The sequence below is a fragment of the Fodinicurvata fenggangensis DSM 21160 genome (genome assembly GCF_000686045.1).
Classification (GTDB): Bacteria; Pseudomonadota; Alphaproteobacteria; order Kiloniellales; family DSM-21159; genus Fodinicurvata; species Fodinicurvata fenggangensis.
In genome coordinates, this window is sequence record NZ_JMLV01000002.1 from 243,874 (window position 1) to 267,648 (window position 23,775).

The window sequence follows — 23,775 nt, forward strand, 5'->3', positions numbered from 1 at the left end:
TTCATCTCTTCTCAGTCCGCCAGTCGGTATATGGCCCTGAAAACAGCATGACGGCTGTCCGCTAGGGAGTCGACGATGCTGAAGTGGTTGCGGCCAGGCAATTCCAGGCTTTCGCACTTCTGGCGCGCAGTCTTCCAGGCCTGCACGAAATCGCGTTGCTGATACTGGAATTCCTCCGTTTCCTCCCGCCCGACAGCCACGAAAAGCCGGGGCAACCTGCGTTTTGCGGCGGCAGGTATATGATGCAGCGGGCTCGAGCTCTGCACGGCTTCCTCGTCCAGTTGCAGAACCGGCTGCTGGTAACTGTTCCGCAGGGGCTCCAGGTCGTAGATGCCCGAAATCGAGGCGGCGCCATAAAGCAGCTCCTGCGGCAGACCGTAGTCTTCTTGCCAATCAGTCAGGAGTGCCATGACGGCGAGATGTCCACCCGCTGAATGACCAGCCACGACCATGCGCTCCGAATCAAATCCCAGGTCATCGGCGTTTTTGTAGAGCCAGACGAGCGCTGCGCGCACCTGGGCAACCATATCTGGAATCCGCACCTGTGGTGCCAGGTCATAGTTGATCGAAGCATAGGCAAAACCGGCCTCGCGGAAGGCAGGCGCCGGAAATGTGAAATCGCCCTTGTCCAGCGATTGCCAATACCCACCATGGATGAAGACCAGCAGCGGCGCCCCTGGTGCCTTTGGCGGAACGTAGTCCAGCTTTTGCAACGGGCCCTCGCCATACTCCAGGTCCGTGCGCACAGGCAGCGTCTCACGCACGACGGCGCTCTCGGCCGCCCAACGGCTGAAATGCTGACTGTGCTCGGGTGTGTGTTCGCGCTGGTTCAGTTGGCGATCGAGTTCCGCCTTGTTCCAGCCACGCCAGGCTACATCATTCATGATCTGTCATGCCCCTGTTCCTTTTCTTGCGGCACCATTCTTGATCCAGTGTGTATGGCAAATCAATGCCGCCGCCAACTTGAGATACCGTTGATCGTGAACCAATTATGAGGTCTGTTCGTATGAACATGGCAGCTATAACAGCTAAATCATTGCTCCAGGGCACCTCGTGACGCTTGAATGGCCAAGCCGCCCCCCACATCCATTTGATGGCGAGCAAGCAGCGGAAAGTTGGTTTCATGAATGAATTCCCGGTGAACAGTTCCCTACGCGGTCCAGCTGCCCTCGATCCCGATTCCAGGATTGCGGTGGAGCGCGCTGTTGCCGAGCTGCGCCGGGCCTGCCTGGTTTTCCTCTGCGATGCCGAGGCAGCCAAGGGGCCGGGTTACCTGCTTCTTTCTGCCGAGAATGCAGATCACGAAGCCTTGGCGGCGCTTCATCAGCACGGTCAGGATCAGGGGACCTGCTTGCTCCTGACCGCACCGCGTGCCCAGGCACTCGGCCTCGACAGCGAAGCGAACACCCCTTTGGCGCTCGATTGCACAGGCCTGTCCCTTGAGGAAATCGTCCAACTGGCCAATCCCGCAGGCGACAGCAAGGCTCTGGCGCTCCACAATCGCGACAGCCTGGCTGCACGCATTCGGCCCTTCCCGCAGCTATCGGCAGAAGCCGCGCTGGAGTTGACCAAGCTCGCCCGCCTCCTGCCCGCCGCCGTGATGCAACCGATCTCGCAAAGGCCTGACGGCATACTGTCCGTCTCTCCATCTCAGATACAGCATTACCGCAGCACCGCCGCACTGATGCTGAAACAGGTGGCTTCGGCCGAGGTGCCCCTGCTTGGTGCCGAGAATACGCGAATCGTTGCCTTCCGGCCGGCTGACGGGGGACGTGAACACCTGGCCATCATCGTCGGCAGCCCGCGCAACGACCATCCCGTCCTGACCCGCCTGCATTCGGAGTGCTTCACGGGAGACCTGCTGCGCTCACTCCGCTGCGATTGCGGTGACCAGCTGCGCGGAGCGATAGAGGCCATGACAGCGGAAGGGGCCGGGATTCTGCTCTATCTGGCCCAGGAAGGCCGTGGCATCGGCCTGGTCAACAAGCTGCGCGCCTATCGCCTGCAGGACCAGGGAGCCGATACCCTGGAAGCGAACGAAGCGCTTGGCTTCGATGCCGACGAACGTATCTACGAACCGGCCGCCGAGATGCTGAAGCATCTGGGCTACACACGCATCCGGCTGCTGACCAACAATCCCGAGAAGGTTGCAGACCTGGCGCGTCATGGCATCACGGTGGAGGATCGGGTGACCCACAGCTTCCCCTCCAACGGGCACAACGAGGCCTACCTGGATACCAAGGCCCGGCGCTTCGGACACATGTTCGAGATCTAGGCATACGGCGATCTGACAGCCCCGCAGCGGAAATCACATTTACGCCTTATTTGAGGCCTTTCGAAAACACATTCGCGGCCCAATTTCAGACTCACACGGAGACTTCCCCTCTCTGTCAGAGGTTTTCCAGTCGGCCTCCTCAAATGCCCCCAAGCATAGACTGGAACCGCGGCCACCGGACCGACCCCCGGTGGCCGCTTTTTTTGTGGGCTTGATCGCGCTTTGGCAGATACCCCGCTCTCTGCTATAGCGCTTCATCATGAGCATGGCCCCGCACTCCTCCACACAGCAACCGCCCCTGTCGCAACCAAACCGGCTGGAGGTAACCGCCCTGGACTGCCTGCGTGGCGGTTGGCCGGTCTTCTCGGACCTGCAGTTCCGCCTGGAAAGCGGTGACCTCCTGCTCCTGACCGGCCCGAACGGCAGCGGAAAGTCCAGCCTGCTGCGGATTCTGGCCGGGCTCCTGCCCCCGGCCGGTGGAGACCTGCTCTGGAACGAGGCGCCGCTGCATGGCGGAGACAGCCACCCCCCCTCAATCGGCTATGTCGGTCATCGCAATGCCATCAAGGTCAACCTGACGCTGCAGGAAGACCTGGCTTTCTGGGCCCGCTTTCATGGACAACCGCAGCACAGGATTGCCCAGGCCCTGGAAGCCTTCGACCTGACACCCCTGGCTGCAAGGCCGGGCCGCGTACTCTCCTCGGGTCAGGGACGCCGCCTGGCTCTGGCACGCCTGAAAGTCATGCAGGCCCCGCTGTGGCTTCTGGACGAACCCCTGGTGGGATTGGACAAGGCCGCGGTCCTGGCCGTTCGCAACGAGATCGAAAAGCATCGCCGCGACGGAGGAATCATCGTACTGGCCACCCATCAAGACATCTGGCACGTCGAGGAACAGCGCCTGGACCTGGGCACCTTCACTGTATCGCCAGATCAGTTGCAGGAGCTGGAGGCATGAACGCACTGGCCGCCTTGCTGGCGCGCGACCTGCGCCTGGCCCTGCGCCAGAGCGGTGATGTCTTGCTGGCCGTGCTGTTCTTTATCCTGGGGGCCGCGCTTTTCCCCTTTGCGGTTGGCCCTGAACCAAACCTGCTGCTGCGGATTGGTCCCGGACTGATCTGGGTGATGGCGCTGCTGTCCGTCCTGCTGTCCCTGGACCGCCTCTTTGCTCCGGACCACGAGGACGGGACCCTGGACCTCCTGCTGCTTGCCCCGGCCCCGCTGGAAGGCATCGTGCTGGCCCGCATCCTCGCGCACTGGCTGGCAAGTGGGGGCCCGCTCATTCTGGCCACGCCCCTGCTGGCCGTATTTTTCGGCGTGCCGACCTATGCCCTGCCTGTCCTGCTGGGCTCGCTGCTTCTGGGAACATTGGCGCTCAGCGCCCTGGGCGCCCTGGGCGCGGCCCTGACCCTGGGCGCACGTCGGGCCGGAGTCCTGGTTCCGCTGTTGGTGCTGCCGCTCTACATTCCGGTCCTGATCTTCGGGGCCGGCGCCGTGGATGCCGTCCTGACCGGCCTGGCGGCGCGCCCCCACCTTCTGCTGCTTGCGGCCGTCCTGGTGCTCAGCCTTCCCCTGGCCGCGCTTGCGGGGGCTGCTGCCCTGCGACAGGCCGCGGAATAGCCGGCGCAGTCCAGGCCGTTCCGTCCTAAGCCTCCGCAAGGGGTGGTGGATTGCCGCACTGCGGGGCGATCTCTCTGGACCTTTGGGCCCTGAAAAGCCATTTTAGGCGCCGATAAGCACCCCTTTGTCCAGGCAGGGGCCTGGACAAGGCAGTGGGCGCCGGGAAACCGAAGATACAGTGACGCGCGCAACTTCTACATCCAGGCCAACAGCGAGCGCCGGGTCCTGGCATCGTTTTGCCAACCCGGGGCGCTTCCTGCGCATCTCCGGCCATGTCTACCCCTGGTCCCTGGGGCTGGCCCTGCTGTGCCTGGGCGTCGGCCTTGTCTGGTCGCTGGGCCTTGCGCCGGCCGATTACCAACAGGGCGACTCCGTGCGTATAATGTATGTCCATGTGCCAGCGGCCTGGATGGCGCTGTTCGCCTATAGCCTTCTGGCCGCGGCCGGGGCTTCGCTGCTGATCTGGCGCCACCCCCTTGGCGGTGTGGCGGCAACGGCCATCGCGCCTGTGGGGGCCGCTTTCACCTTCCTGGCGCTGGCCACCGGCTCGCTCTGGGGCAAGCCCATGTGGGGCACCTGGTGGGTCTGGGACGCTCGCTTGACCTCGGTCCTGATCCTGCTGTTCCTCTACCTGGGACACATGGCACTCACCCACGCCTTCGAGAATGCCGAACGCGGACGCAAGGCGGCTGCCGTCCTGGCGCTGGCCGGCGTAGTCAACCTGCCGATCATCAAGTTCTCGGTCGACTGGTGGAACACCCTGCACCAGCCGGCCAGCGTGACCCGGATCGGCACACCCGCCATTCACGAGGCCATGCTCTGGCCCCTGCTGGTGATGGCGGGTGGTTTCATGTTCTTCTTCTTCGCGGTGGTCCTGCTGCGCATGCGGGCCGCTTTGGCGGCCCAGCGGGCCGAGGCCCTTGACCGCCGCATCATGCTGGGACGCTGATTTTTCATGGATGGCCTTTTCTCCTTTCTCTCCATGGGCGGTTATGGCGCCTACGTCTGGCCCAGTTACGGCCTGGCCTTGCTGGTCATGGGCGGGCTGTTCCTGCAGGCGCGGCGGGACTTGCGCCACAGCGAGCAGCGCCTGCTGGACCTTAAGCAAAGGGATGCAAGCCAGCAGGGTGGCCGTGACGGAAAGGATAATCCGGAGGCAAGCCGATGACCCGCAAGCGACGTCGCCTCTACATCGCGCTTTCCGGCTTGCTGTGCATCGCCAGCGCGGCTGCACTGATTCTCACGGCTTTCGAGGACAATCTGGTCTTCTTCTACTCCCCCAGCGACGTGCAGGCCAAGGGCCTGCCCGAGGGACGCACGGCGCGCATCGGCGGCCTGGTCCAGGAAGGCAGCGTGGAACACCTGGACGGCAACCGCGTGGAGTTCGTGGTGACGGATGGCGCCCATGACCTGTCCGTGGTCTACCAGGGGGCCCTGCCCGACCTGTTCCGCGAGGGACAGGGCGTGGTGGCCGAGGGACAGGCTGGCGACAACGGCGTCTTCCAGGCCCGTGAAGTCCTGGCACGCCATGACGAGAACTACATGCCGGCCGAGGTGGCCGATGCCCTGAAGGAAAGCGGGGAGTGGCGGCCCGAATCCGGCGAAGGCCCGAGGGAGGCAGAAGGCCAGTGATACCTGAACTCGGGCATTTCGCACTGGTCCTGGCGCTGGTCCTGGCCGCCGTCCAGGGCAGCATTCCCTTCGTCGGCGCCCTGCGGGGCGACAGCCGCTGGATGGATGTGGCCCGCCCCGCCGCAGTGGGGCAGCTGGGCGCCATTGCCCTGGCCTTCGCGGCGCTCACCCATGCCTACGTGGTCAGCGATTTCACGCTTGCCAACGTGGTCGAGAATTCCCACTCGGCCAAGCCGATGCTCTACAAGGTCACCGGGGTATGGGGCAATCATGAAGGCTCCATGCTGCTCTGGGTCCTAATGCTGGCGCTCTGCGGCGCCGGTGTCGCCGTATTCGGCCGCAACCTGCCCGCCACGCTGAAGGCGCGCGTCCTCTCGGTACAGGCCTGGATCGCGCTCGGCTTCCTGTCCTTCTCGCTTCTGACCTCGAACCCCTTCGAACGAGTGGCCAACCCACCCCTGGACGGCAACGACCTGAACCCCCTGCTCCAGGATCCCGGCCTGGCCTTCCATCCGCCGCTGCTCTACCTGGGCTACGTGGGCTTCTCCGTGGCCTTCTCCTTCGCCGTGGCCGCCTTGCTGGAAGGCCGGGTGGACGCCGCCTGGGCACGCTGGGTGCGTCCCTGGACGCTGGCTGCCTGGTGCAGCCTGACCGGCGGCATCGCCCTGGGCAGCTGGTGGGCCTACTACGAGCTGGGCTGGGGTGGCTGGTGGTTCTGGGACCCGGTGGAGAATGTCTCCTTCATGCCCTGGCTGCTGGGCACGGCTCTGCTGCATTCCGCCATCGTCGTCGAGAAGCGCGATACGCTGAAGGCCTGGACCATCCTGCTGGCCATCCTGACCTTCAGCCTCAGCTTGATGGGGACCTTCATTGTCCGCTCCGGCCTGCTGACCTCGGTCCACGCCTTCGCTGTTGACCCTGAACGCGGCAGCTACATCCTGGGCCTGATGGGCATTGCCACCGGCGGCTCGCTGGCGCTCTTCGCCTGGCGCGCACCGGTCCTGAAGGCCGGTGGGCTTTTCGCACCGGTCAGCCGGGAGGGCGGCCTGTTGCTGAACAACCTGCTTCTGGCCACGGCAACGGCCACCGTCCTGATCGGAACGCTCTATCCGCTGTTTCTCGAGGCCCTGACCGGCGGGCGCGTCTCCATTGGCCCGCCCTTCTACAACTACACCTTCGTGCCCCTGATGCTGCCGCTGGTGGGCGCCATGGGCATTGGACCCTTCCTGGCCTGGAAACGGGCCGACCTGGCCGGTGTATTGGGGCGCCTGCGGATGGCGGCCCTTCTGGCGGTGGTGGTGGCGCTGGCCACCTGGTACCTGCAGAACGGCGGACCGGTGCTCGCCGTGCTCGCCATGGGCTTCGCCGTCTGGCTACTGGCAGCGACCCTGATCGAATGGGCTGAGCGCGTTCGCCTGTTCCGCATCCCCCTGGCCGACAGCTGGCGCCGGGCACGCGGCCTGCCGCGCTCGGCCTATGGCATGTCGCTGGCCCATGCCGGCCTGGCCGTCTGCATTATCGGCATGATCGGCTCCAGCGCCTGGAAGGAGGAACTGGTGGAAGCGGTGCAGCCCGGCGACAGCCTCCAGATTGCCGGTTTCACCCTGACCCTGCAGGATGTGGAAACGCGCCCCGGTCCCAATTACCGCAGCACCACCGGGGTCTTCGAGGTCACGCGGGACGGCCGCACACTGGGAATGCTGGAGCCCGAGCGCCGCTATTACCCCGTTGCGGGCCGCTCCACCACCGAAGCCGCAATCCGGACCAACGGCCTGGGCGACCTCTATGCCACCATCAACGAGCCGCCCGAGGAAGGCCAGGACTGGACGGCGCGCATCTATTACGAGCCCCTGGTCCCCTGGATCTGGGTCGGATCCGCCATGATGATGTTCGGCGGCATACTCTCGCTTGCCGACAGGCGGCTCAGGGTCGGCGCGCCGCGCCGCGCCGCTCGGCAGGGTGCCCAGCCGCCGGCTGCCGCGGAATAGGAGTCTTGATCATGCTGCGTCGCCTGCTGTTTATCCTGCCGCTGCTGATCTTTGCAGCGGCTGCGGCCTTTTTCATGTGGGGCCTGGATCCCGAGCGGGATCCCGGGGAGATTCCCTCTGTCCTGATCGACAAGCCGGTCCCTGAGTTCAGCCTGCCGCCCATACGCGGCAGCGAACCCGGAGAGAGCACCTCCACCGGCCTGTCGAACGCCGATCTCAGCGGAGAGGGCATTACGCTGGTCAATGTCTTTGCCTCCTGGTGCATGCCCTGTCGCGCCGAGCATTCCATCCTGACCGACCTGAGGCGCGAAGAGGACATCCGCTTGGTGGGCATCAACTACAAGGATGAGCCCGATGATGCTCTTGCGTGGCTGGACGAACTGGGCAATCCATATGATGCCATCGGCGCCGACATGGAGGGCGACGCAGGCCTGGAATGGGGCATCTCCGGTGTGCCGGAAACCTTCTTCGTGGACAATGAGGGCATCATTCGCTACCGCCATGTCGGCCCAATTCACGAGACCGAAATCGACGACCTGATTCTGCCGATCCTGGAGGAGTTGCGGTGAGGCGCGTCCTTCTGTTCGCCCTGTTCTGCCTTGTCCTTCCGGGGGCCGCCCTGGCTGTGCAGCCGGACGAGAAACTCGATGACCCCGCATTGGAATCGCGCGCCCGGGAGCTTTCGTCCGAGATTCGCTGCGTTGTCTGCCAGCACGAATCCATCGAGACCTCCAATGCCGGCATTGCGCGCGATATCCGCATTCTGATCCGCGAACGGCTGGCAGAAGGACAGGACGAAGACCAGATCCGTGAGTATCTGGTGTCCCGCTACGGCGACTACATCCTTTTCCAACCGCCGATGAAACCCGCCACCTGGCTTCTCTGGTTCGGTCCGGGCTTCGTCTTCTTGATCGGACTCACAGCCGTCATTGCCTATCTCATGAAACGCCGTTCCGGCCAAACAGCGGAACAACTCAGCGATGACGAGCAGCGGCGTCTGAAACAGCTTGTGGAAGAGGATACACGCCCGTGAGCTGGCTGTTCTGGATCCTCGCCGCCGCCCTGACCGCCCTGATCGCCATCTTGCTGGTTCGCCCTCTGTTGAAGGGTCCCGGCCCCGGTCGCGCAGCGGCAGGCGAGGAAGATCTGCAGGTCTATCGCGCCCAACTGCGCGAAGTCGACCGGGACCTGGAGCGCGGTGTTCTGGCCCAATCGGAGGCCAAGGCTGCCCGTCTTGAGATCGAACGCCGGCTCCTGGCTGCCGATGCACGGCAGAAGCCGGATCGGACCGGCCTGCCACAGGGAGCCACACGTCTGATGGCCCTGGCGCTTCTGATAGTGCTGCCGCTCGGCACACTCGGGGGATATCTCTGGCTTGGGCAGCCTGACCTGCCGGGCCAGCCTCTGGCCCAGCGGGGCGAGGAAGTGCAGGAACAGCGCAACATTGCCGAAATGGTCCAGGGTCTGCGCACCCGGCTGGAAAACAATCCCGAGGACATTCAGGGCTGGGAGATGCTGGGGCGCAGCTATGGTGTTCTTGGCCGTTGGGAAGAAGCAGCCGACGCCTATCGAAAGGCCCTGGAACTGAGCGAGAGGCCCCGGCCGGCCCTGCAGTCTGCACTGGGCGAAGCCCTGGTCACCGTCAACCAGGGCGAGGTCAGCCCGGGCGCCGAACGCGCCTTCGATGCGGCGCTGGAAGAGAATCCCGAAGATGCCCGGGCCCGCTTCTACAAGGCCCTGGCCTTGAACCAGCGCGGAGAATCGCGCGCCGCACTGGAACGCTGGATCGAACTGGCCGAAGCCACACCCCAGGATGCCGGCTGGCGCCCCATGCTGATGCAGCAGATTGCCACAACCGCGCAGGAACTGGGCCTGAATCCCGAAGAGGTGGCACCAGACAGCACGGCCGAGGGCTTGGCGAACCAGCCGGCAATCCAGGACATGGACCCCGAGGAGCAGGAAGCCTACATCCGGTCCATGGTTGACGGCCTGGCTGCCCGGCTGCAGGACGACCCCCGGGATCCGGAGGGCTGGTTGCGCCTGGGCCAGGCGCGCCTGGTGCTGAACCAGTATGATGCCGCCGCTGAGGCCCTGGAGGAGGCGCGCCAACAGATCGAGCAGCTTCCCGCCGATGCGCCAGAGCGCGAGTCTTTACAGCGTGCGCTGGAAGCCCTGGAACAGCGGCTTTAGGACCTCAGGCAAGATTTCGTCTTGGCAGTGCGCCAATCTGGCGACTAGACTCCCCGCCAGAATGCATGGTGGCAGGCTCCAGAGCCTTGCACGCCACCAGAACGAGAACATGACCGTGACAGCCAAAAGTCGCGGCAGACTCACAGGGATGCACAACCATGGGGCCAGCCGACACGGCGCTGCGTGTAGAGAATATCCGCAAATCCTTCGGCAATCTGGAAGTCCTGAAAGGCGTCTCCCTGGCAGCCGAGAAAGGGGATGTCCTCACCTTGATCGGCGCCAGTGGCTCGGGCAAGTCCACGCTGTTGCGCTGCGTGAACCTTCTGGAGATTCCCGATTCCGGACACATCTTCCTGGGCACGGAGGAATTGAAGCTGACGCGCAATCGCGCCGGGCACAGCGTTCCCGCAGACCGCCATCAGGTGGATCGCATCCGCAGCCGTCTGGGCATGGTTTTCCAGTCCTTCAACCTCTGGACCCACATGACCATCCTCCAGAACGTCATGGAGGCGCCGGTCCACGTCCTGAAGAAGCCACGGCGCGAAGCCGAGGAACAGGCCATGGCCCTGCTGGAAAAGGTGGGAATAGCCGAAAAGGCGGCAACCTATCCCGCCCACCTTTCAGGTGGCCAGCAGCAGCGCGCGGCCATAGCGCGCGCGCTGGCCATGGACCCTGAAGTCATGCTGTTCGACGAACCGACCTCTGCCCTGGACCCGGAGCTGGTGGGCGAGGTCCTGCGGGTTATTCGCCAACTGGCCGAGGAAGGCCGTACCATGATCCTGGTGACCCACGAAATGGGCTTTGCCCGCGAGGTTTCCAGCGAAGTGGTCTTCCTGCATGAAGGCCAGGTTGAGGAGCGCGGCACTCCGGACAGGATATTCGAATCGCCGCAATCGGAACGCTGCCGGAAGTTTCTGGCGGCTCACCTGAGGTCCTGAATACACAGGAAACGGGACAGACCCAGGTGCGAGACCATGAATGAAAAGGGAGCTTGGTTATGATGAAGAAACTGCTTGGAACCGCCACACTGGCGGCCGCACTGACACTGGGCCTGAATGCCCAGGCCCAGGATCAGGAAAAGGTCCTGATCGGAACCGAAGGCGCCTACCCGCCGTTCAACTACATCGACTCCGATGGCGAACTAGCCGGTTTCGATGTGGAAATTGCCGAAGCCCTCTGTGATGCCGCCAACTTCAACTGCGAGTTCGTTGTCCAGGACTGGGACGGCATCATCCCCGGACTCCTGGCCAAGAAGTACGACGCCATCATCGCCTCCATGTCTATCACGGAGGAACGCAAGGAAGTCGTCGATTTCACGGACAAGTACTACCAGACCCCGGCCAAGTTCGTGAAACCCGAGGACATGGACCTGGAGATCCCGGAGGACATCGACGAAGCCGCGGAAGTCCTGGACGGCATGACCATCGGGGTACAGCGCGCCACGATCCACGAGAACTTCCTGAAGGACAACTTCCCGAACGTGGATCTCAGCCTCTATGCCAGCCAGGAGGAAGCGAACCTGGACCTGACCAACGGTCGTGTGGACCTGGTGATGGCGGACTCCGTGGTCCTGCTTGAGGGTTTCCTGAACCAGGACGGAGGCGCGGACTACGAGTTCGTCGGCCCTGACTACAGCGAGAAGGAATGGCACGGCGAAGGCGTCGGCATTGCGGTGCGTCCAGGTGAGGACGAACTGCTTGAAGCCTTCAATGACGCGATTGCGGAGATTCGCGAGAACGGGACCTACGAGGAAATCAACGACAAGTACTTCGACTTCGACGCTTACGGCAGTTGAGAAAAGGACTCCGGAGCCGCCCCGCCGACACGGGGCGGCTCCCCTGTCCTTTGACCTCGATTCGTCGCTTGAACTGGGGGGTGCATGCTTGATCTGCAGGGCTATGGCTGGATGCTGTTCGAGGGGTTGCAGGTCACCCTCATGGTGGGGCTCTGTTCACTGGCCCTGGCCATCTGCCTCGGCATCCTGGGCGCCGGTGCCAAGCTGTCCGGCAATCGACTCCTGCGCATGGGGGCAAATGTCTACACCACGGTCATCCGCGGCATACCCGAACTGCTGTTGATCCTTCTGATATTCTACGGCACCCCGACACTGATCCAGAACCTGGCCGGCGAACTGGGCTACGACCTGCGACTCGACTTCAATCCCTTCCTGGCAGGCGTGATGACCCTGGGGTTCATCTACGGCGCCTTTGCCACCGAAGTCTTCCGCGGCGCTTTCCAATCCATACCCAAGGGCCAGATCGAGGCGGCCCAGGCCTGCGGCATGCACCGCAGGCTGATCTTCAGGCGCATCATCCTGCCCCAGGTCTGGCGCTTTGCGCTGCCCGGGCTCGGCAATGTCTGGATGGTACTGATCAAGGCGACCGCTCTCATCTCCGTCATCCAGCTCGAGGAACTGATGCGCACCGCCTCCATCGCCATGGGGGCAACACGGCTGCCCTTTACCTTCTTCTTCATTGCCTCGCTGCTCTACCTAGCGATCACCCTGGCGTCGGTGCTGATCCAGCAGCGTCTTGAAGTCTGGGCCAATCGCGGCATCCGGAGGGCATGAGGGCATGAACCTGCAGCTTGTTGTCGACTCCCTGCCCCAGCTTCTGGACGGCCTGGGCCTCACCCTTCAGATCACCATCCTGTCGATCTTCCTGGGCCTGGTTGTTGCGGTGCCGGCCGCACTCATGCGGCTGTCGCCCAACCCGCTCCTGCGCTGGCCAGCGCACGGCTATATCTTCTATTTCCGGGGCACGCCGCTGCTGGTGCAGCTGTTCCTGATCTACTATGGCGGGGGTCAGTTCCGGGAGGAACTCGATGCGCTTGGACTCTGGACCTATTTTCGCGAGGCCTATTTCTGCGCCGTTCTCACGCTGACACTCAACACGGGCGCTTATACGGCGGAGATCCTTCGCGGGTCGATCCAGGCGGTTCCCCATGGAGAGGTCGAGGCGGCGCGCGCCTGTGGCATGAGCGGCTGGCTGCTCTATCGCAGGATCATCCTGCCCAAGGCCTTTCGACTGGCCCTGCCTGCCTATTCCAACGAGGTGATCTTCCTGTTCCAGGCGACGTCCCTGGTTTCGATCATCACGCTGCTGGATCTGACGGGTGTTGCCCGTTCGATCGTCGCCCGCACCTTTGCGGTCTACGAGATCTATATTGCCGCCGGCCTCATCTACCTAGCCTGCAGCTACGGGATTCTCTTTGTCTTCAAACGCATGGAAAAACGTCTGATGGCCCACCTGCGTCCCGAGGAACGCAGGCAGGCCCAAAAGGCGGCCGATCCGGCACAGGAGAACCTGCCGGTCTGATCGGCAAGGTATCAGGAGGCCAGACGCTGCTGCTTCTGGCTGTTTCCGTTGTTCGGGCGGCGCTTGCGCTGGGGGGCCTGACCGTTGCCCCCGGGACGATTGTCGGAACCACCGTTCCTCGGACCGCTCTTGCGCGCTTTCCCGGACGCCGGACCGCGGCTGTTGCCGGACATTTCTGCCGGCCTGGAACTGCCATCCAGAGTCGCCAGATGGCCACCCGTCAGGCGCTCGATGTCGCGCAGATATGTACGTTCGTCCGGACTGCAGAAGGAAATGGCCAGTCCGGATGCGCCGGCGCGGGCTGTCCGGCCGATACGGTGGACATAGCTTTCCGGCACATTGGGCAGGTCATAGTTGATGACATGCGTCACGCCGCTGACATCGATGCCGCGCGCGGCAATGTCGGTGGCGACCAGGATGCGGGCCTTGCCCTTGCGGAAGGCACCCAGGGCACGTTCACGCTGGCTCTGGCTCTTGTTGCCATGCAAAGCGTTGGACTGCAGACCGGCGGTTTCCAGGTCGCGGGCCACACGGTCCGCACCACGCTTCGTGCGGGTAAAGACCAGTGCCCGGGCATCCGGTGCGTCGGACAGAATCTCGCGCAGCAGGTTCGCCTTGCCGCCGCCCTGTACGAACGCGATCTTCTGGTCGATACGATCGGCCGTCGTCGCGGCAGCAGCCACCTCGACGCGCACAGGATCGTTCAGGAACTTGGCAGCCAGGCCGGCGATGGAGTTGGGCATGGTGGCCGAGAACAGCAGGGTCTGCCGCTTGTTCGGAACCAGCTTGGCAATGCGTTCGAGGGCGTGGATGAAGCCCAGGTCCAGCATCTGGTCGGCCTCGTCCAGGACCAGGACCTCGACGTCGTGCAGCTGTACGGCGCGCTGGTCCACCAGATCCAGAAGGCGGCCCGGTGTCGCAACAAGAACGTCGACGCCCTTGTTCAGCGCAATGGCCTGCTTGCGGACGGGCACGCCGCCGACAACGCAGGCGACATGCTGGTGCGTAAAGCGGGCATAGCTGCGCAGATGATCCGCGATCTGGCCTGCCAGTTCACGCGTCGGGCTGAGAATCAGGGAGCGGCAGCTCTTGGGTGCCGGGCGACGGTCCTGCGCCTTCAGACGCTGCAGCAGCGGCAGGCCGAAGGCGGCTGTCTTGCCGGTTCCCGTCTGGGCAATGCCTAACAGGTCCTTATCCTGCAGCACCAGCGGAATGGCGCGCTCCTGGATCGGTGTGGGGGTTACGAAGTTCTGGGCGCTCAGCGCCTTGAGAAGCTCGGCATTGAGGCCGAGATCGTTGAATGAAGTCAATTTACCTATATTTCCGGTTTGCCCAGACGTGCCGCACAAAAGAACGGCTTGCACGTCTTTCCAGGAAAGGCGTGCGCCCGGGGCTGTATGAAAGCCCCGCGTGAAAAGGCTGACGATAATTCATGATTGAGACTTCGACCGGAAGACAGGGACGCTTTGGCAAGCTCCCGCACGCAGTCGGGTGATCCGGTGAAGTGCCCTAATATGTCTATTGTGCAGCGCAAAAAGTCAAGTTGTCTTTTTCAGGCTTCAGTCAAAAATTGAATCGCTCAGGGAAAATACACAGATCTGAAGGAGGTAAACTTGGCCCGCCTGACCCCCCCCTGTGATTGGGAGAAAAACATGACACTCAAGACCCTGCTCGTTCATGTCGATGACACCCCGGCCGGCAAGGCACGACTTGATGCGGCCGTCACTCTTGCCGGCGATAAGGATGCCCACCTCGTGGGCCTTGGAATTCGCCCCCCGGAACCGGTGCCCGCCTATGGGGCCGCCGTCATACCCAAGGCGCTCGTTCGTGACATCTCCAAGGAGAACGACGAGCACATGAGCGCGCTTCGCAAGCGGTTCGAGGAAAAGCTGCGTCAGGCTGGCCGCGAGGCCGCCAGCGAATGGCGTGCCGTCACCGGTGAGCCGGAGGACTCGGCCAGCCTTCATGGTCGCTACTCGGATCTCATGATCCTGGGCCAGGTGGGACTGAAACAGACACCCGAAGCTCTGCGGGACCTGGCCGAGGCCGTGATCCTGGAAAGCGGCCGGCCGGTCCTGGTGATTCCGGAAAAGGGTGCGTCAACCTCCATCGGACGCCGCATCCTGGTTGCCTGGGATGGCAGCCGTGAAGCCGCCCGCGCCGTGTCGGACGCGCTGCCATTCCTGCGCGACTCCGAAAAGGTGACCCTACTGTCGGTGAAATCCAAAGCGTCCCAGGAATTTCCCGGCGCAGACATAGCCGCACATCTCGACCGCCACGGGGTCAATGTCGAGACCGATAGCCAGACCGCACAGGGCGCCACAGGCGAAGTCATCATGAAGCAAGCCGAGAGCCTTGGCTGTGACCTGATTGTCACCGGCGCCTATGGGCACGCGCGCTGGCGTGAAATCGTGCTGGGCGGCGTCACCAACACGCTGCTTCGGCGCAGTCCGCTTCCGGTCTTCATGTCCCACTGAGCAGCCAGACAGAACCAGATGCAGGAAGACCGGCGGTCACCGCCGGTCTTCCTGTTTTCAACCCGTGTCTGGCGGGGCCGTTCTCAGCGCGGGGCCATCACCATGGTCATCTGACGGCCTTCCATCTTTGGCGACTGCTCGATCTTGCCGAGCTCTTCCGTCTCGTCGCGCACCCGATTCAGCAGCTTCAGGCCCAATTCCTGGTGAACCATCTCGCGTCCGCGGAAGCGCATGGTCACCTTGACCTTGTCGCCCTCGCTCAGGAACCGCTGGATTGCCCGCATCTTCACGTCGTAGTCGTGCTGGTCGATGTTGGGGCGCATCTTGATTTCCTTGACCTCGATGGTCTTCTGTTTCTTGCGCGCCTCGTTGGCACGCTTCTGCGCCTCGTACTTGTACTTGCCGTAGTCAAGTATCTTGCAGACGGGCGGGTCCGCATTGGGAACAATCTCCACGAGATCGAGTCCCGCTTCGTCGGCGCGTTCCATCGCATCGCGTATCTCCACGACGCCGACATTTTCCCCTTCTGCATCGATCAGTCGAACCTTGGGGTTGCGAATCTGATCATTTACGCGCGGTCCATCCTTGCTAGGTGCCGCGTCCATTGGTGGTCTTGCTATGGATATGTCTCCTGTATCTGTTAAGTCCTGTATCCCGGTTCACCGGGGACACTGATTAGTCCGAGGCCCTGTCGGGCGCCCGAGCTTCCCACTCCAGTTTATTCACTGCCTCTTTCAGCGCAAGCGACTCCTGTTCCTTCGAGCCGAGCCAGCGCAGATTGACGCTTTCACTCTCGGCCTCGCGCTTGCCAACCACGGCAATCACCGGAACCTTGGCATGGGAGTGCTCGCGAACCTTGTAATTGATTTTCTCGTTGCGCAGATCCGTTTCCACACGCAGTCCCGCCGCCTCCAGCTGGGCAGCCACTTCCTTAGCGTAGTCATCCGCCTCGTTGGTTATGGTCGTGACCACCACCTGAAGCGGCGCCAGCCACAAGGGGAAGCGCCCGGCAAAGTTCTCGATCAGGATGGCAAGGAAGCGCTCGAACGAGCCCAGGATGGCCCGGTGCAGCATGACCGGGCGCTGCCGGCTGCCGTCCTCGGCCACATAGGTGGCCTCCAGACGCTCGGGCAACACGAAGTCGACCTGCAGCGTCCCGCACTGCCAGTCGCGGCCGATCGCATCCTTCAGCACGAACTCCAGCTTGGGGCCATAGAAGGCACCCTCGCCCGGGTTCAGGCTATAGCTGAGACCCGCCGCTTCCGTGGCTTCCTTCAACGCCTTTTCGGCCTTGTCCCAGACGTCATCGCTGCCGGCGCGGGTTTCCGGCCGGTCCGAGAACTTGACCGTGATGTCGGTGAAGCCGAAGTCCTCATAGACCGTCTTCAAGAGATCGCAGAAGCGCTCGGTCTCGCTGACGATCTGGTCCTCGGTGCAGAAGATATGGGCATCATCCTGGGTGAAGGACCGCACACGCATCAGGCCGTGCAGGGCCCCCGAAGGCTCGTTGCGATGACAGCTTCCGAATTCGGCCATGCGATAGGGCAGATCGCGATAGCTGGTGATGCCCTGCTTGTAGATCTGCACATGGCCCGGGCAGTTCATCGGCTTGACCGCCAGGATACGGTCCTCGCTCTCGGCGATGAACATGTGTTCGCGGAACTTCTCCCAGTGGCCCGAAGCCTCCCAGAGATTGCGGTCGATCAGTTGCGGAGTCTTGACCTCGTGATAATCCGAGTCTTCCAGGCGACGCCGCATGTATTCCTCGACCGTGCGATAGAGCGTCCATCCATGCGGGTGCCAGAAGACCGAACCGACGGCCTCTTCCTGCAGATGGAACAGCCCCATCTCCCGGCCCAGGCGACGGTGATCGCGCTTCGCCGCCTCCTCCAGCATGGTCAAATAGGCCTTGAGGCGCTTTTCGTCCTCCCAGGCCGTACCATAGATGCGCTGGAGCTGTTCGTTGCTGGAGTCGCCCCGCCAGTAGGCACCGGAGACTTTCAGCAGCTTGAAGCCGTGCCCCAGCTTGCTGGTGGTGGGCAGGTGCGGCCCCAGGCAGAGATCCAGCCAACCGCCCTGGCGATAGATACTGATCACCTCGTCTTCGGGCAGGCTGCGGATATGCTCGGCCTTGTAGATCTCGCCGATGGATTCGAAGTGGCGGATCGCCTCGTCGCGGTCCCAGACCTCACGCTTGATGGCCTCGTCGCGCTTGACGATCTCGTGCATGCGCGCCTCGATCTTCTCCAGGTCGTCCTCGGTGAAGGGTTCGTCGCGCGCGAAATCGTAATAGAAGCCATCCGAGGTGGCCGGGCCGAAAGTCACCTGGGTATCGGGATAGAGTTCCTGAACCGCTTCAGCCATGACATGGGCCGCATCATGACGCAGCAGCTCAAGGGCATCCTCGTGGTTGCGCGTGACGATCTCCAGCCGGGCGTCCTGCTCGATCGGCCGCGTCAGATCGCGCAGCTCGCCGTTCACCTTTACGGCCAGGGCCGCCTTGGCCAGGCCGGAGCCGATGGACTCCGCCACTTCCTGGCCACTGACAGTGCCCTCGAACTTCTTTTCCGATCCATCCGGCAGCGTGATCGCAACCATGCCGGCGCCTTCCTTCCCACAAGAGAGTCACAAAACCGATAGAGTGCCGGGACTTAGGGGGCTTTTCATAGGCTGTCAAGAAAAGCCGGGCCTGCTAGCCTGCGGTACAGCCAAGAAAATGCCAGAGAGAAGAGGAGCCGTCATGAGCGAAGCAGAGCGAACCGCCGAATTTCTGACGTCATCCAATGGGACAGACCTTGCCTGGCGGCGCCTCAAGGGCAGCGCCCCCGGCGTTGTCTTCCTGGGCGGCTACAAGTCCGACATGACCGGCACCAAGGCCACGGAGCTGGAGCGCCACTGCCAGGCCAGGGGGCAGGCTTTCCTGCGCTTCGACTACTCCGGGCACGGAGAGTCCGGTGGCACGTTCGAGGAGGGGACCATAGGGCAGTGGACAGCCGATGCCCTGGACGTGATCGACCAGCTGACGGAAGGGCCGCAGATTCTGGTGGGCTCCTCCATGGGTGGCTGGGTCATGCTTCTGGCCGCATTGGCCCGCCCGGAACGTGTCGCAGCCCTGGTCGGAATTGCCGCCGCCCCGGATTTCACCGAGGATCTGATGTGGGAACAGCTGACTGTGGATCTGCGCCAGGAAGTCATGGACAAGGGGCGTCTCGAGGTGCCCTCGGACTATGCCGACTCGCCCTACATCATTACACGGTCCCTGATCGAGGACGGGCGCCAGCGCCTGCTGCTACGCAAACCGCTCGATATTGCCTGTCCGGTCCGCCTGCTCCATGGCATGGCCGACAGCGACGTGCCTTACCGCACCGCCATCCGGCTGGCCGAAACCCTGACGACCCCGGATGTGGAGATCAAGTTCGTCAAGTCTGCGGATCACCGCTTCTCGACGGAGCGCGATCTGAGTTATCTGAAGGAAACTCTGGACCAGATCACAGCCCGGATCACCTGAGCAAAACGGGGGTCAGTCGATCGGCTTCAAGTCCTTCAACAGGGCCGACAGGCCGCGTCGATAGTCCGGATACGCCAGGCTGACGCCCAGTTCCTCCTTGATCCGGTGATTGCTGACCCGCTTGTTGTCGTCATAGAAGCTGCGCGCCATGGGCGACAGGTCCGCCTCCTCGAACGGCACCAGCGGCGGTGGTTCGACGCCCAACAGCTCGGCTGCATGAGCAACCACCTCGGCCGGATCTGAAGGATCATCATCGCAGACATTGTAGGCCCGTCCCGGATTCGGATTGGCCATCGAGGCTTCCAGCACCGTTGCAATGTCGTCCACGTGGATGCGGCTGAAGACCTGACCCGGCTTGAGCAGCCTGCGGGCCTTGCCCTGGCGCAAGCTTTCCAGCTGATTGCGGCCTGGCCCATAGATTCCGGCCAGGCGAAAGAGATGGACCGGCAGACCCGTCTGCCGCTGAAGCGCGAGCCAGGCCGCCTCGGCATCCGCACGGCGCTGCCCCCGCGTGCCACTTGGACGGATGGGGGACTCCTCATCCACCCAGTCTCCATCCGCATTTCCATAGACACCCGTTGTCGAGAGGTATCCGACCCATCTCAAGGAGGTGAGCCTGACAATATCCTGCGCATGGGCATTCAGGACGGGGTCACCATCCTCTGAGGGCGGCACGGAACTCAGCAGGTAATCGCTGCCGCTCAGGGCTGCACCAGGATCGGCCAGCGGTGTCTCGCTATCGAACAGCCAGACCTCGAGTCCGCGTTCGCGTAGGGCGGCCGCCTTGTCTGCGGTGCGGGTCGTCCCGGCAACCTGCCAGCCTTTATCCAGCAGGCGCTCCGCCAACCTCAGAGCGCTGAATCCCAGACCGAAACAGAAGAGTCTGGGTTGTCCCGTGCCAGGGCTTGCTTTCCGTTCTTCCGTCATCCCGGCAAGATGCCCCAGCAGGCCTTGTCGGCCAAGCGGAGAAAGGGGAAACTTCGGATCATGACTTGGATTCGCGAACCTTCCACGCCCATCATTTTCTGCCTGTCCCTTCTGCTGGCAATTCAGCTCCTGGGACAGTCTTCCCTGGCCCAGGACGAACCCTCGGCGCCAGAGACAAACGCGACAGGCCTTGAAGAGGGTGACAACCAGGAACGATACCAGCGCTGCATGGACCTGGCGCGCCATGAACCTGAGAAGGGGTTGGCGGCAGCCCGCCTCTGGCAGGACGAGCCGGATCCAGAGCCTGCGGCCGAACACTGTGCCGCCGAAGCCCTGATCGGACTGGAACGCTATGCCGAAGCGGCCCGCCAGCTGGAGCAGCTCAGTGAGCAGGTGCCGGACGCACGAAAAGGCCAGTTGTTCGCTGACCTGGGCTGGGTCTGGATGATGGCGGAGCAGCCGGAACGCGCCTATGAGGCACAAAGCGAAGCCCTCGCCCACCAGTCCGGCAATGTCGATCTCTATATCGACCGCAGCATCGCATTGGCCGACATGGGACGCTACTGGGACTCGGTGGATGACTTGAGCCGGGCCCACGACCTGGCACCGGAGCGTGTGGATATCCTGACCTTGCGGGCAAGCGCCTATCGCCGTGTGGATGCGCCGCAACTGGCCTTGGACGATGTGCTGCGTGCGCGCGAACTCTCGCCCAACGACCCCGGCCTGAAGATCCAGGAGGGAATCATGCGCGCTGAATTGGGACAGGCAACCCGAGCAGCAAGCCTCTGGCAGGACGTCATCAATTCCCAGCCGGGATCAAGAGCCGCCCGGATTGCCCGAGAGAACCTGGAGCAGCTGGGTGAAGAATCGCCTCCAGAGGATGGCGAAAAAGAAAGCGAATAAAAAAACCGCCGACGAAGTGATCGCCGGCGGGTGTCAAGTCTTGCCCGTAGCTGTAAAACCACAAGCTGAGATGGAAGACGCCTATAGCTGTAATTTCATTTGAGGGGGGTCGTCAATGGAAAATCATACAGTCTCTACATAATATATTGTGGGTATACGGAAAAATGGTGTGATATTTCACCAGCCTGGAAAATAAATCTAGCATATTATACTGAATACACTTTTGTAGACTTCTTCGTCAGAACTTCAGAAGTCCAGGTCGGCGTAGTGCTTTGGCGGTGGATTGCTGGCCAGGAAGTCCGCCAGGATGGGCCGCATGGAAGGCCGCGACTTGATTCGGGCATACCAGTCGCGTGCGCCTGGATGCTGGTCCCAAGGGACGTGATCCAGGTAATCCAGGCAGGAAAGATGAGCCGCCGCCGTCAGGTCGGCCAGCCCAAGGTGATCGCCCGCCAGCCAGTTGCGCCGCTCCGCCAACCAGCCGATGTAATCCAGATGATGGTGGATGTTGTGATTGGCAGCGCGAATCGCAGAGGAATCGGGGTTGCCCATGCTCAACAGGCGCTTCATCACCTTTTCCTCGATCAGCAGTTCGGAAACCTCGCGGGCGAACTTCCGGTCGAACCAGTTGACCAGACGCCGCGCTTCGGCGCGGTCCAAAGCTGTCGACCCCAGCAACGAGGGCTCGCTGGAGGTTTCCTCCAGGTATTCGGCAATCACCTGGGCATCCGGCAGAATGGTTCCGTCACTTTCCACCAGCACCGGGACCTCGCCGGCCGGATTCAGCCTCAGGAAGGCATCGCGCCGTTCCCAGACCTGTTCGGTTTTTAATTCGACCTCCAGGCCCTTTTCCGCCAGCAACAGGCGGATCTTCCGGCACCCGGGATCCAGAGGGAGATGATACAGGAGTCTCATGGGGTTGGACTATAGCGTTGCCGCCCCCCGCCTGAACAGTCCTGCCTTGCAGGGCGCCTGAGAAATGCCACAACACCTCGGACAGGCAGACCGCACCCGTCCACAGGCGTTGCGAGCCGGCATATTCCGCCCTATCTTGCGCCGCAACCGGGCTGGGCCGTAACACAGGGCCCCGTCTCCCAGCCTTTCGATCGAGAGCTCTATGACAACCGACCTCAGGCATATTCGAAATTTCGCCATCGTGGCCCACATCGATCACGGCAAGTCGACGCTGGCCGACCGGCTGATTCAGGTCTGCGGCGGCCTGAGCGAACGCGAGATGAAGGAGCAGGTCCTGGATTCCATGGACCTGGAGCGCGAGCGCGGCATTACCATCAAGGCCCAGACCGTACGCCTGACCTATCAGGCCCAGGACGGCGAGACCTATGTCCTGAACATGATCGACACACCCGGTCACGTGGATTTCAGTTACGAGGTCAGTCGCTCCCTCAAGGCCTGCGAAGGTTCGCTGTTGCTGGTCGATGCCAGCCAGGGGGTCGAAGCCCAGACACTGGCCAACGTCTACCTGGCCCTCGAGCATGATCACGAGATGGTGCCCGTGCTCAACAAGGTGGATCTGCCGGCCGCCGAACCGGACCGCATCAAGGAACAGATCGAGGAGGTGATCGGTCTCGACGCCTCGCATGCCCTGGAAATCTCGGCCAAGACAGGTCAGGGCGTGAGTGACGTGCTGGAAGCCATCGTTCAGCAGCTGCCCCCGCCCAAGGGCGATATCGAGGCGCCCCTGAAGGCGCTGCTGGTCGATTCCTGGTACGATCCCTACCTGGGCGTGGTCACCCTGGTCCGCGTCATGGAAGGACGCCTCAAGGCCGGCATGAAGATCCGCATGCTGGGCACCCGGGCGCTGCACGATGTCACGCAAGTTGGGGTCTTCCGGCCGGGCAAGACCAAGGTGAACGACCTGGGACCTGGCGAGATCGGCTATGTCATCTCGGGCATCAAGGACATTGCCGATGCCAAGGTGGGTGACACCATCACCGAGGAAAAGCGTCCCTGCGGCAAGGCACTGGAAGGCTTCCAGCCCTCGGTGCCTGTCGTCTTCTGCGGCCTCTTTCCCAGCGACACTTCCCAGTACGAGGATCTGCGCGATTCCCTGGGGAAGCTGGCGCTCAACGATTCCTCCTTCATCTTCGAGCCCGAGGTCTCGCCGGCGCTGGGCTTCGGGTTCCGCTGCGGCTTCCTGGGCCTGTTGCATCTGGAAATCGTCCAGGAACGCCTGGAACGCGAGTTTGGGCTGGACCTCATCACTACGGCCCCCTCCGTCGTCTATCATATCTACATGAAGGGCGGCGAGATGAAGGAGCTTCATAACCCGACCGACATGCCGGAGCCCACGCAGATCGACCACATAGAGGAACCCTGGATCAAGGCGACGATCCTGGTGCCCGACGATTTCCTGGGGCCGATCCTGAAGCTCTGCGAGGAACGGCGCGGAGAGCAGATCGATCTCACCTATGTCGGCAATCGGGCGATGGTCGTCTATCGCCTGCCGCTGAACGAGGTGGTCTTCGATTTCTACGACCGGCTGAAATCGGTCACCCGCGGCTATGCCTCCTTCGACTATCAGCTCGAGGGCTATCGCGAAGGCGACCTGGTCAAGCTGACCATCATGGTCAACGGCGAGCCTGTGGATGCCCTGGCCCTGGTGGTGCACCGCAGCCAGGCCGAGGTGCGCGGCCGCGCCCTCTGTGCCCGGCTGAAGGACCTGATCCCGCGCCAGTTGTTCAAGGTTGCCGTCCAGGCCGCCATCGGCGGCAAGGTCATCGCCCGCGAGACGGTCGGCGCCATGCGCAAGGACGTCACCGCCAAGTGCTATGGCGGCGATGCCACCCGCAAGCGCAAGCTCCTTGAAAAGCAGAAGGAGGGCAAGAAGCGCATGCGCCAGTTCGGCAACGTGGAGATTCCCCAGTCTGCCTTCCTCGCCGCCCTGCGCATGGACGAGGACTGAGGGGGCTCACCGCCCCAG

General features: G+C 62.9%; 25 protein-coding genes. 18 read left to right on the forward strand and 7 right to left on the reverse strand.

Annotated elements, in window-relative coordinates:
• Positions 1-11: 11 nt before the first annotated feature.
• Complete coding sequence (locus tag BP38_RS0104330; RefSeq protein WP_035723573.1) at positions 12-884, reverse strand: alpha/beta hydrolase; 873 nt, start codon at positions 882-884, stop codon at positions 12-14.
• Positions 877-1,125: a hypothetical protein gene (locus BP38_RS22500; protein WP_155992191.1), complete on the reverse strand. Its 249-nt coding sequence runs from the start codon at positions 1,123-1,125 to the stop codon at positions 877-879. The genes BP38_RS0104330 and BP38_RS22500 overlap by 8 nt, the downstream gene beginning before the upstream one ends.
• Between BP38_RS22500 and ribA the strand changes: the two genes are divergently transcribed.
• The 14 genes from ribA (at position 1,124) to BP38_RS18975 (ending at position 13,019) form a co-directional block, all read left to right on the forward strand.
• A complete protein-coding gene (ribA, locus tag BP38_RS0104335) occupies positions 1,124-2,275 on the forward strand; it encodes a GTP cyclohydrolase II (RefSeq protein ID WP_026986731.1) in 1,152 nt (383 codons plus the stop codon). The genes BP38_RS22500 and ribA overlap by 2 nt on opposite strands.
• 265 nt (positions 2,276-2,540) lie before the next feature.
• Positions 2,541-3,230, forward strand: coding sequence for a heme ABC exporter ATP-binding protein CcmA (gene ccmA / locus BP38_RS0104340; protein WP_081816451.1), 690 nt, complete (start codon positions 2,541-2,543; stop codon positions 3,228-3,230).
• Complete coding sequence (ccmB, locus tag BP38_RS0104345; RefSeq protein WP_026986733.1) at positions 3,227-3,892, forward strand: heme exporter protein CcmB; 666 nt, start codon at positions 3,227-3,229, stop codon at positions 3,890-3,892. The genes ccmA and ccmB overlap by 4 nt, the downstream gene beginning before the upstream one ends.
• Positions 3,893-4,070: 178 nt before the next feature.
• A complete protein-coding gene (ccmC, locus tag BP38_RS0104350) occupies positions 4,071-4,841 on the forward strand; it encodes a heme ABC transporter permease CcmC (RefSeq protein ID WP_051609030.1) in 771 nt (256 codons plus the stop codon).
• 6 nt (positions 4,842-4,847) lie between these two features.
• Positions 4,848-5,060 carry a heme exporter protein CcmD gene (gene ccmD, locus BP38_RS18965; RefSeq protein WP_035723576.1) on the forward strand — a complete coding sequence of 71 codons (213 nt, stop codon included), beginning with the start codon at positions 4,848-4,850 and terminating at the stop codon, positions 5,058-5,060.
• Entirely contained in the window at positions 5,057-5,524 is a 468-nt protein-coding gene (gene ccmE, locus BP38_RS0104360) for a cytochrome c maturation protein CcmE (RefSeq protein ID WP_026986735.1), read from the forward strand. The genes ccmD and ccmE overlap by 4 nt, the downstream gene beginning before the upstream one ends.
• Positions 5,521-7,512, forward strand: coding sequence for a heme lyase CcmF/NrfE family subunit (locus BP38_RS0104365; protein ID WP_026986736.1), 1,992 nt, complete (start codon positions 5,521-5,523; stop codon positions 7,510-7,512). The genes ccmE and BP38_RS0104365 overlap by 4 nt, the downstream gene beginning before the upstream one ends.
• A gap of 11 nt (positions 7,513-7,523) precedes the next feature.
• On the forward strand, positions 7,524-8,081 hold the full coding sequence (locus BP38_RS0104370) for a DsbE family thiol:disulfide interchange protein (protein WP_026986737.1): 558 nt from the start codon (positions 7,524-7,526) through the stop codon (positions 8,079-8,081).
• The gene (locus tag BP38_RS0104375; RefSeq protein WP_026986738.1) at positions 8,078-8,545 is read left to right on the forward strand and encodes a cytochrome c-type biogenesis protein; all 468 of its coding nucleotides are present in this window, start codon (positions 8,078-8,080) and stop codon (positions 8,543-8,545) included. Before BP38_RS0104370 ends, BP38_RS0104375 begins: the two co-directional genes overlap by 4 nt.
• On the forward strand, positions 8,542-9,702 hold the full coding sequence (ccmI, locus tag BP38_RS18970; RefSeq protein WP_051608960.1) for a c-type cytochrome biogenesis protein CcmI: 1,161 nt from the start codon (positions 8,542-8,544) through the stop codon (positions 9,700-9,702). Before BP38_RS0104375 ends, ccmI begins: the two co-directional genes overlap by 4 nt.
• 158 nt (positions 9,703-9,860) lie before the next feature.
• Positions 9,861-10,640, forward strand: a complete 780-nt coding sequence (locus tag BP38_RS0104385) for an ABC transporter ATP-binding protein (protein WP_026986739.1) — start codon at positions 9,861-9,863, stop codon at positions 10,638-10,640.
• 59 nt (positions 10,641-10,699) lie between these two features.
• Positions 10,700-11,497: an ABC transporter substrate-binding protein gene (locus tag BP38_RS0104390; RefSeq protein ID WP_322098938.1), complete on the forward strand. Its 798-nt coding sequence runs from the start codon at positions 10,700-10,702 to the stop codon at positions 11,495-11,497.
• Between the two features lie 84 nt (positions 11,498-11,581).
• A complete protein-coding gene (locus BP38_RS0104395; RefSeq protein ID WP_026986741.1) occupies positions 11,582-12,271 on the forward strand; it encodes an ABC transporter permease in 690 nt (229 codons plus the stop codon).
• A gap of 4 nt (positions 12,272-12,275) precedes the next feature.
• Positions 12,276-13,019 carry an ABC transporter permease gene (locus BP38_RS18975; protein ID WP_051608961.1) on the forward strand — a complete coding sequence of 248 codons (744 nt, stop codon included), beginning with the start codon at positions 12,276-12,278 and terminating at the stop codon, positions 13,017-13,019.
• 11 nt (positions 13,020-13,030) lie between these two features.
• On the opposite strand, the gene BP38_RS18980 is transcribed toward BP38_RS18975, so the two are convergent.
• Positions 13,031-14,329, reverse strand: a complete 1,299-nt coding sequence (locus BP38_RS18980) for a DEAD/DEAH box helicase (RefSeq protein WP_051608962.1) — start codon at positions 14,327-14,329, stop codon at positions 13,031-13,033.
• A 342-nt stretch (positions 14,330-14,671) separates the two neighbouring features.
• On the opposite strand from BP38_RS18980, the gene BP38_RS0104410 reads away from it, so the two are divergent.
• Positions 14,672-15,496, forward strand: coding sequence for a universal stress protein (locus BP38_RS0104410; RefSeq protein ID WP_026986742.1), 825 nt, complete (start codon positions 14,672-14,674; stop codon positions 15,494-15,496).
• Between the two features lie 83 nt (positions 15,497-15,579).
• Here the strand turns inward: BP38_RS0104410 and infC are convergent, their stop codons facing one another.
• Positions 15,580-16,101, reverse strand: coding sequence for a translation initiation factor IF-3 (gene infC, locus BP38_RS0104415; RefSeq protein ID WP_035723580.1), 522 nt, complete (start codon positions 16,099-16,101; stop codon positions 15,580-15,582).
• Between the two features lie 70 nt (positions 16,102-16,171).
• Entirely contained in the window at positions 16,172-18,094 is a 1,923-nt protein-coding gene (gene thrS / locus BP38_RS0104420) for a threonine--tRNA ligase (RefSeq protein WP_026986744.1), read from the reverse strand.
• Positions 18,095-18,236: 142 nt separating this feature from the next.
• Between thrS and BP38_RS0104425 the strand changes: the two genes are divergently transcribed.
• Entirely contained in the window at positions 18,237-19,004 is a 768-nt protein-coding gene (locus BP38_RS0104425) for an alpha/beta hydrolase (protein WP_026986745.1), read from the forward strand.
• Positions 19,005-19,016: 12 nt separating this feature from the next.
• Here BP38_RS0104425 and BP38_RS0104430 read toward each other — a convergent pair whose 3' ends face one another.
• Positions 19,017-19,931 (reverse strand): SDR family oxidoreductase, encoded by a 915-nt coding sequence (locus tag BP38_RS0104430; protein ID WP_051609031.1) that lies wholly within the window; start codon positions 19,929-19,931, stop codon positions 19,017-19,019.
• A gap of 60 nt (positions 19,932-19,991) precedes the next feature.
• Between BP38_RS0104430 and BP38_RS0104435 the strand changes: the two genes are divergently transcribed.
• A complete protein-coding gene (locus BP38_RS0104435; protein ID WP_155992193.1) occupies positions 19,992-20,834 on the forward strand; it encodes a tetratricopeptide repeat protein in 843 nt (280 codons plus the stop codon).
• A 246-nt stretch (positions 20,835-21,080) separates the two neighbouring features.
• Here the strand turns inward: BP38_RS0104435 and BP38_RS0104440 are convergent, their stop codons facing one another.
• Positions 21,081-21,749 carry a glutathione S-transferase family protein gene (locus BP38_RS0104440; RefSeq protein WP_026986748.1) on the reverse strand — a complete coding sequence of 223 codons (669 nt, stop codon included), beginning with the start codon at positions 21,747-21,749 and terminating at the stop codon, positions 21,081-21,083.
• A gap of 202 nt (positions 21,750-21,951) precedes the next feature.
• Between BP38_RS0104440 and lepA the strand changes: the two genes are divergently transcribed.
• Positions 21,952-23,757: a translation elongation factor 4 gene (gene lepA, locus BP38_RS0104445; protein WP_026986749.1), complete on the forward strand. Its 1,806-nt coding sequence runs from the start codon at positions 21,952-21,954 to the stop codon at positions 23,755-23,757.
• Positions 23,758-23,775 lie beyond the last annotated feature (18 nt).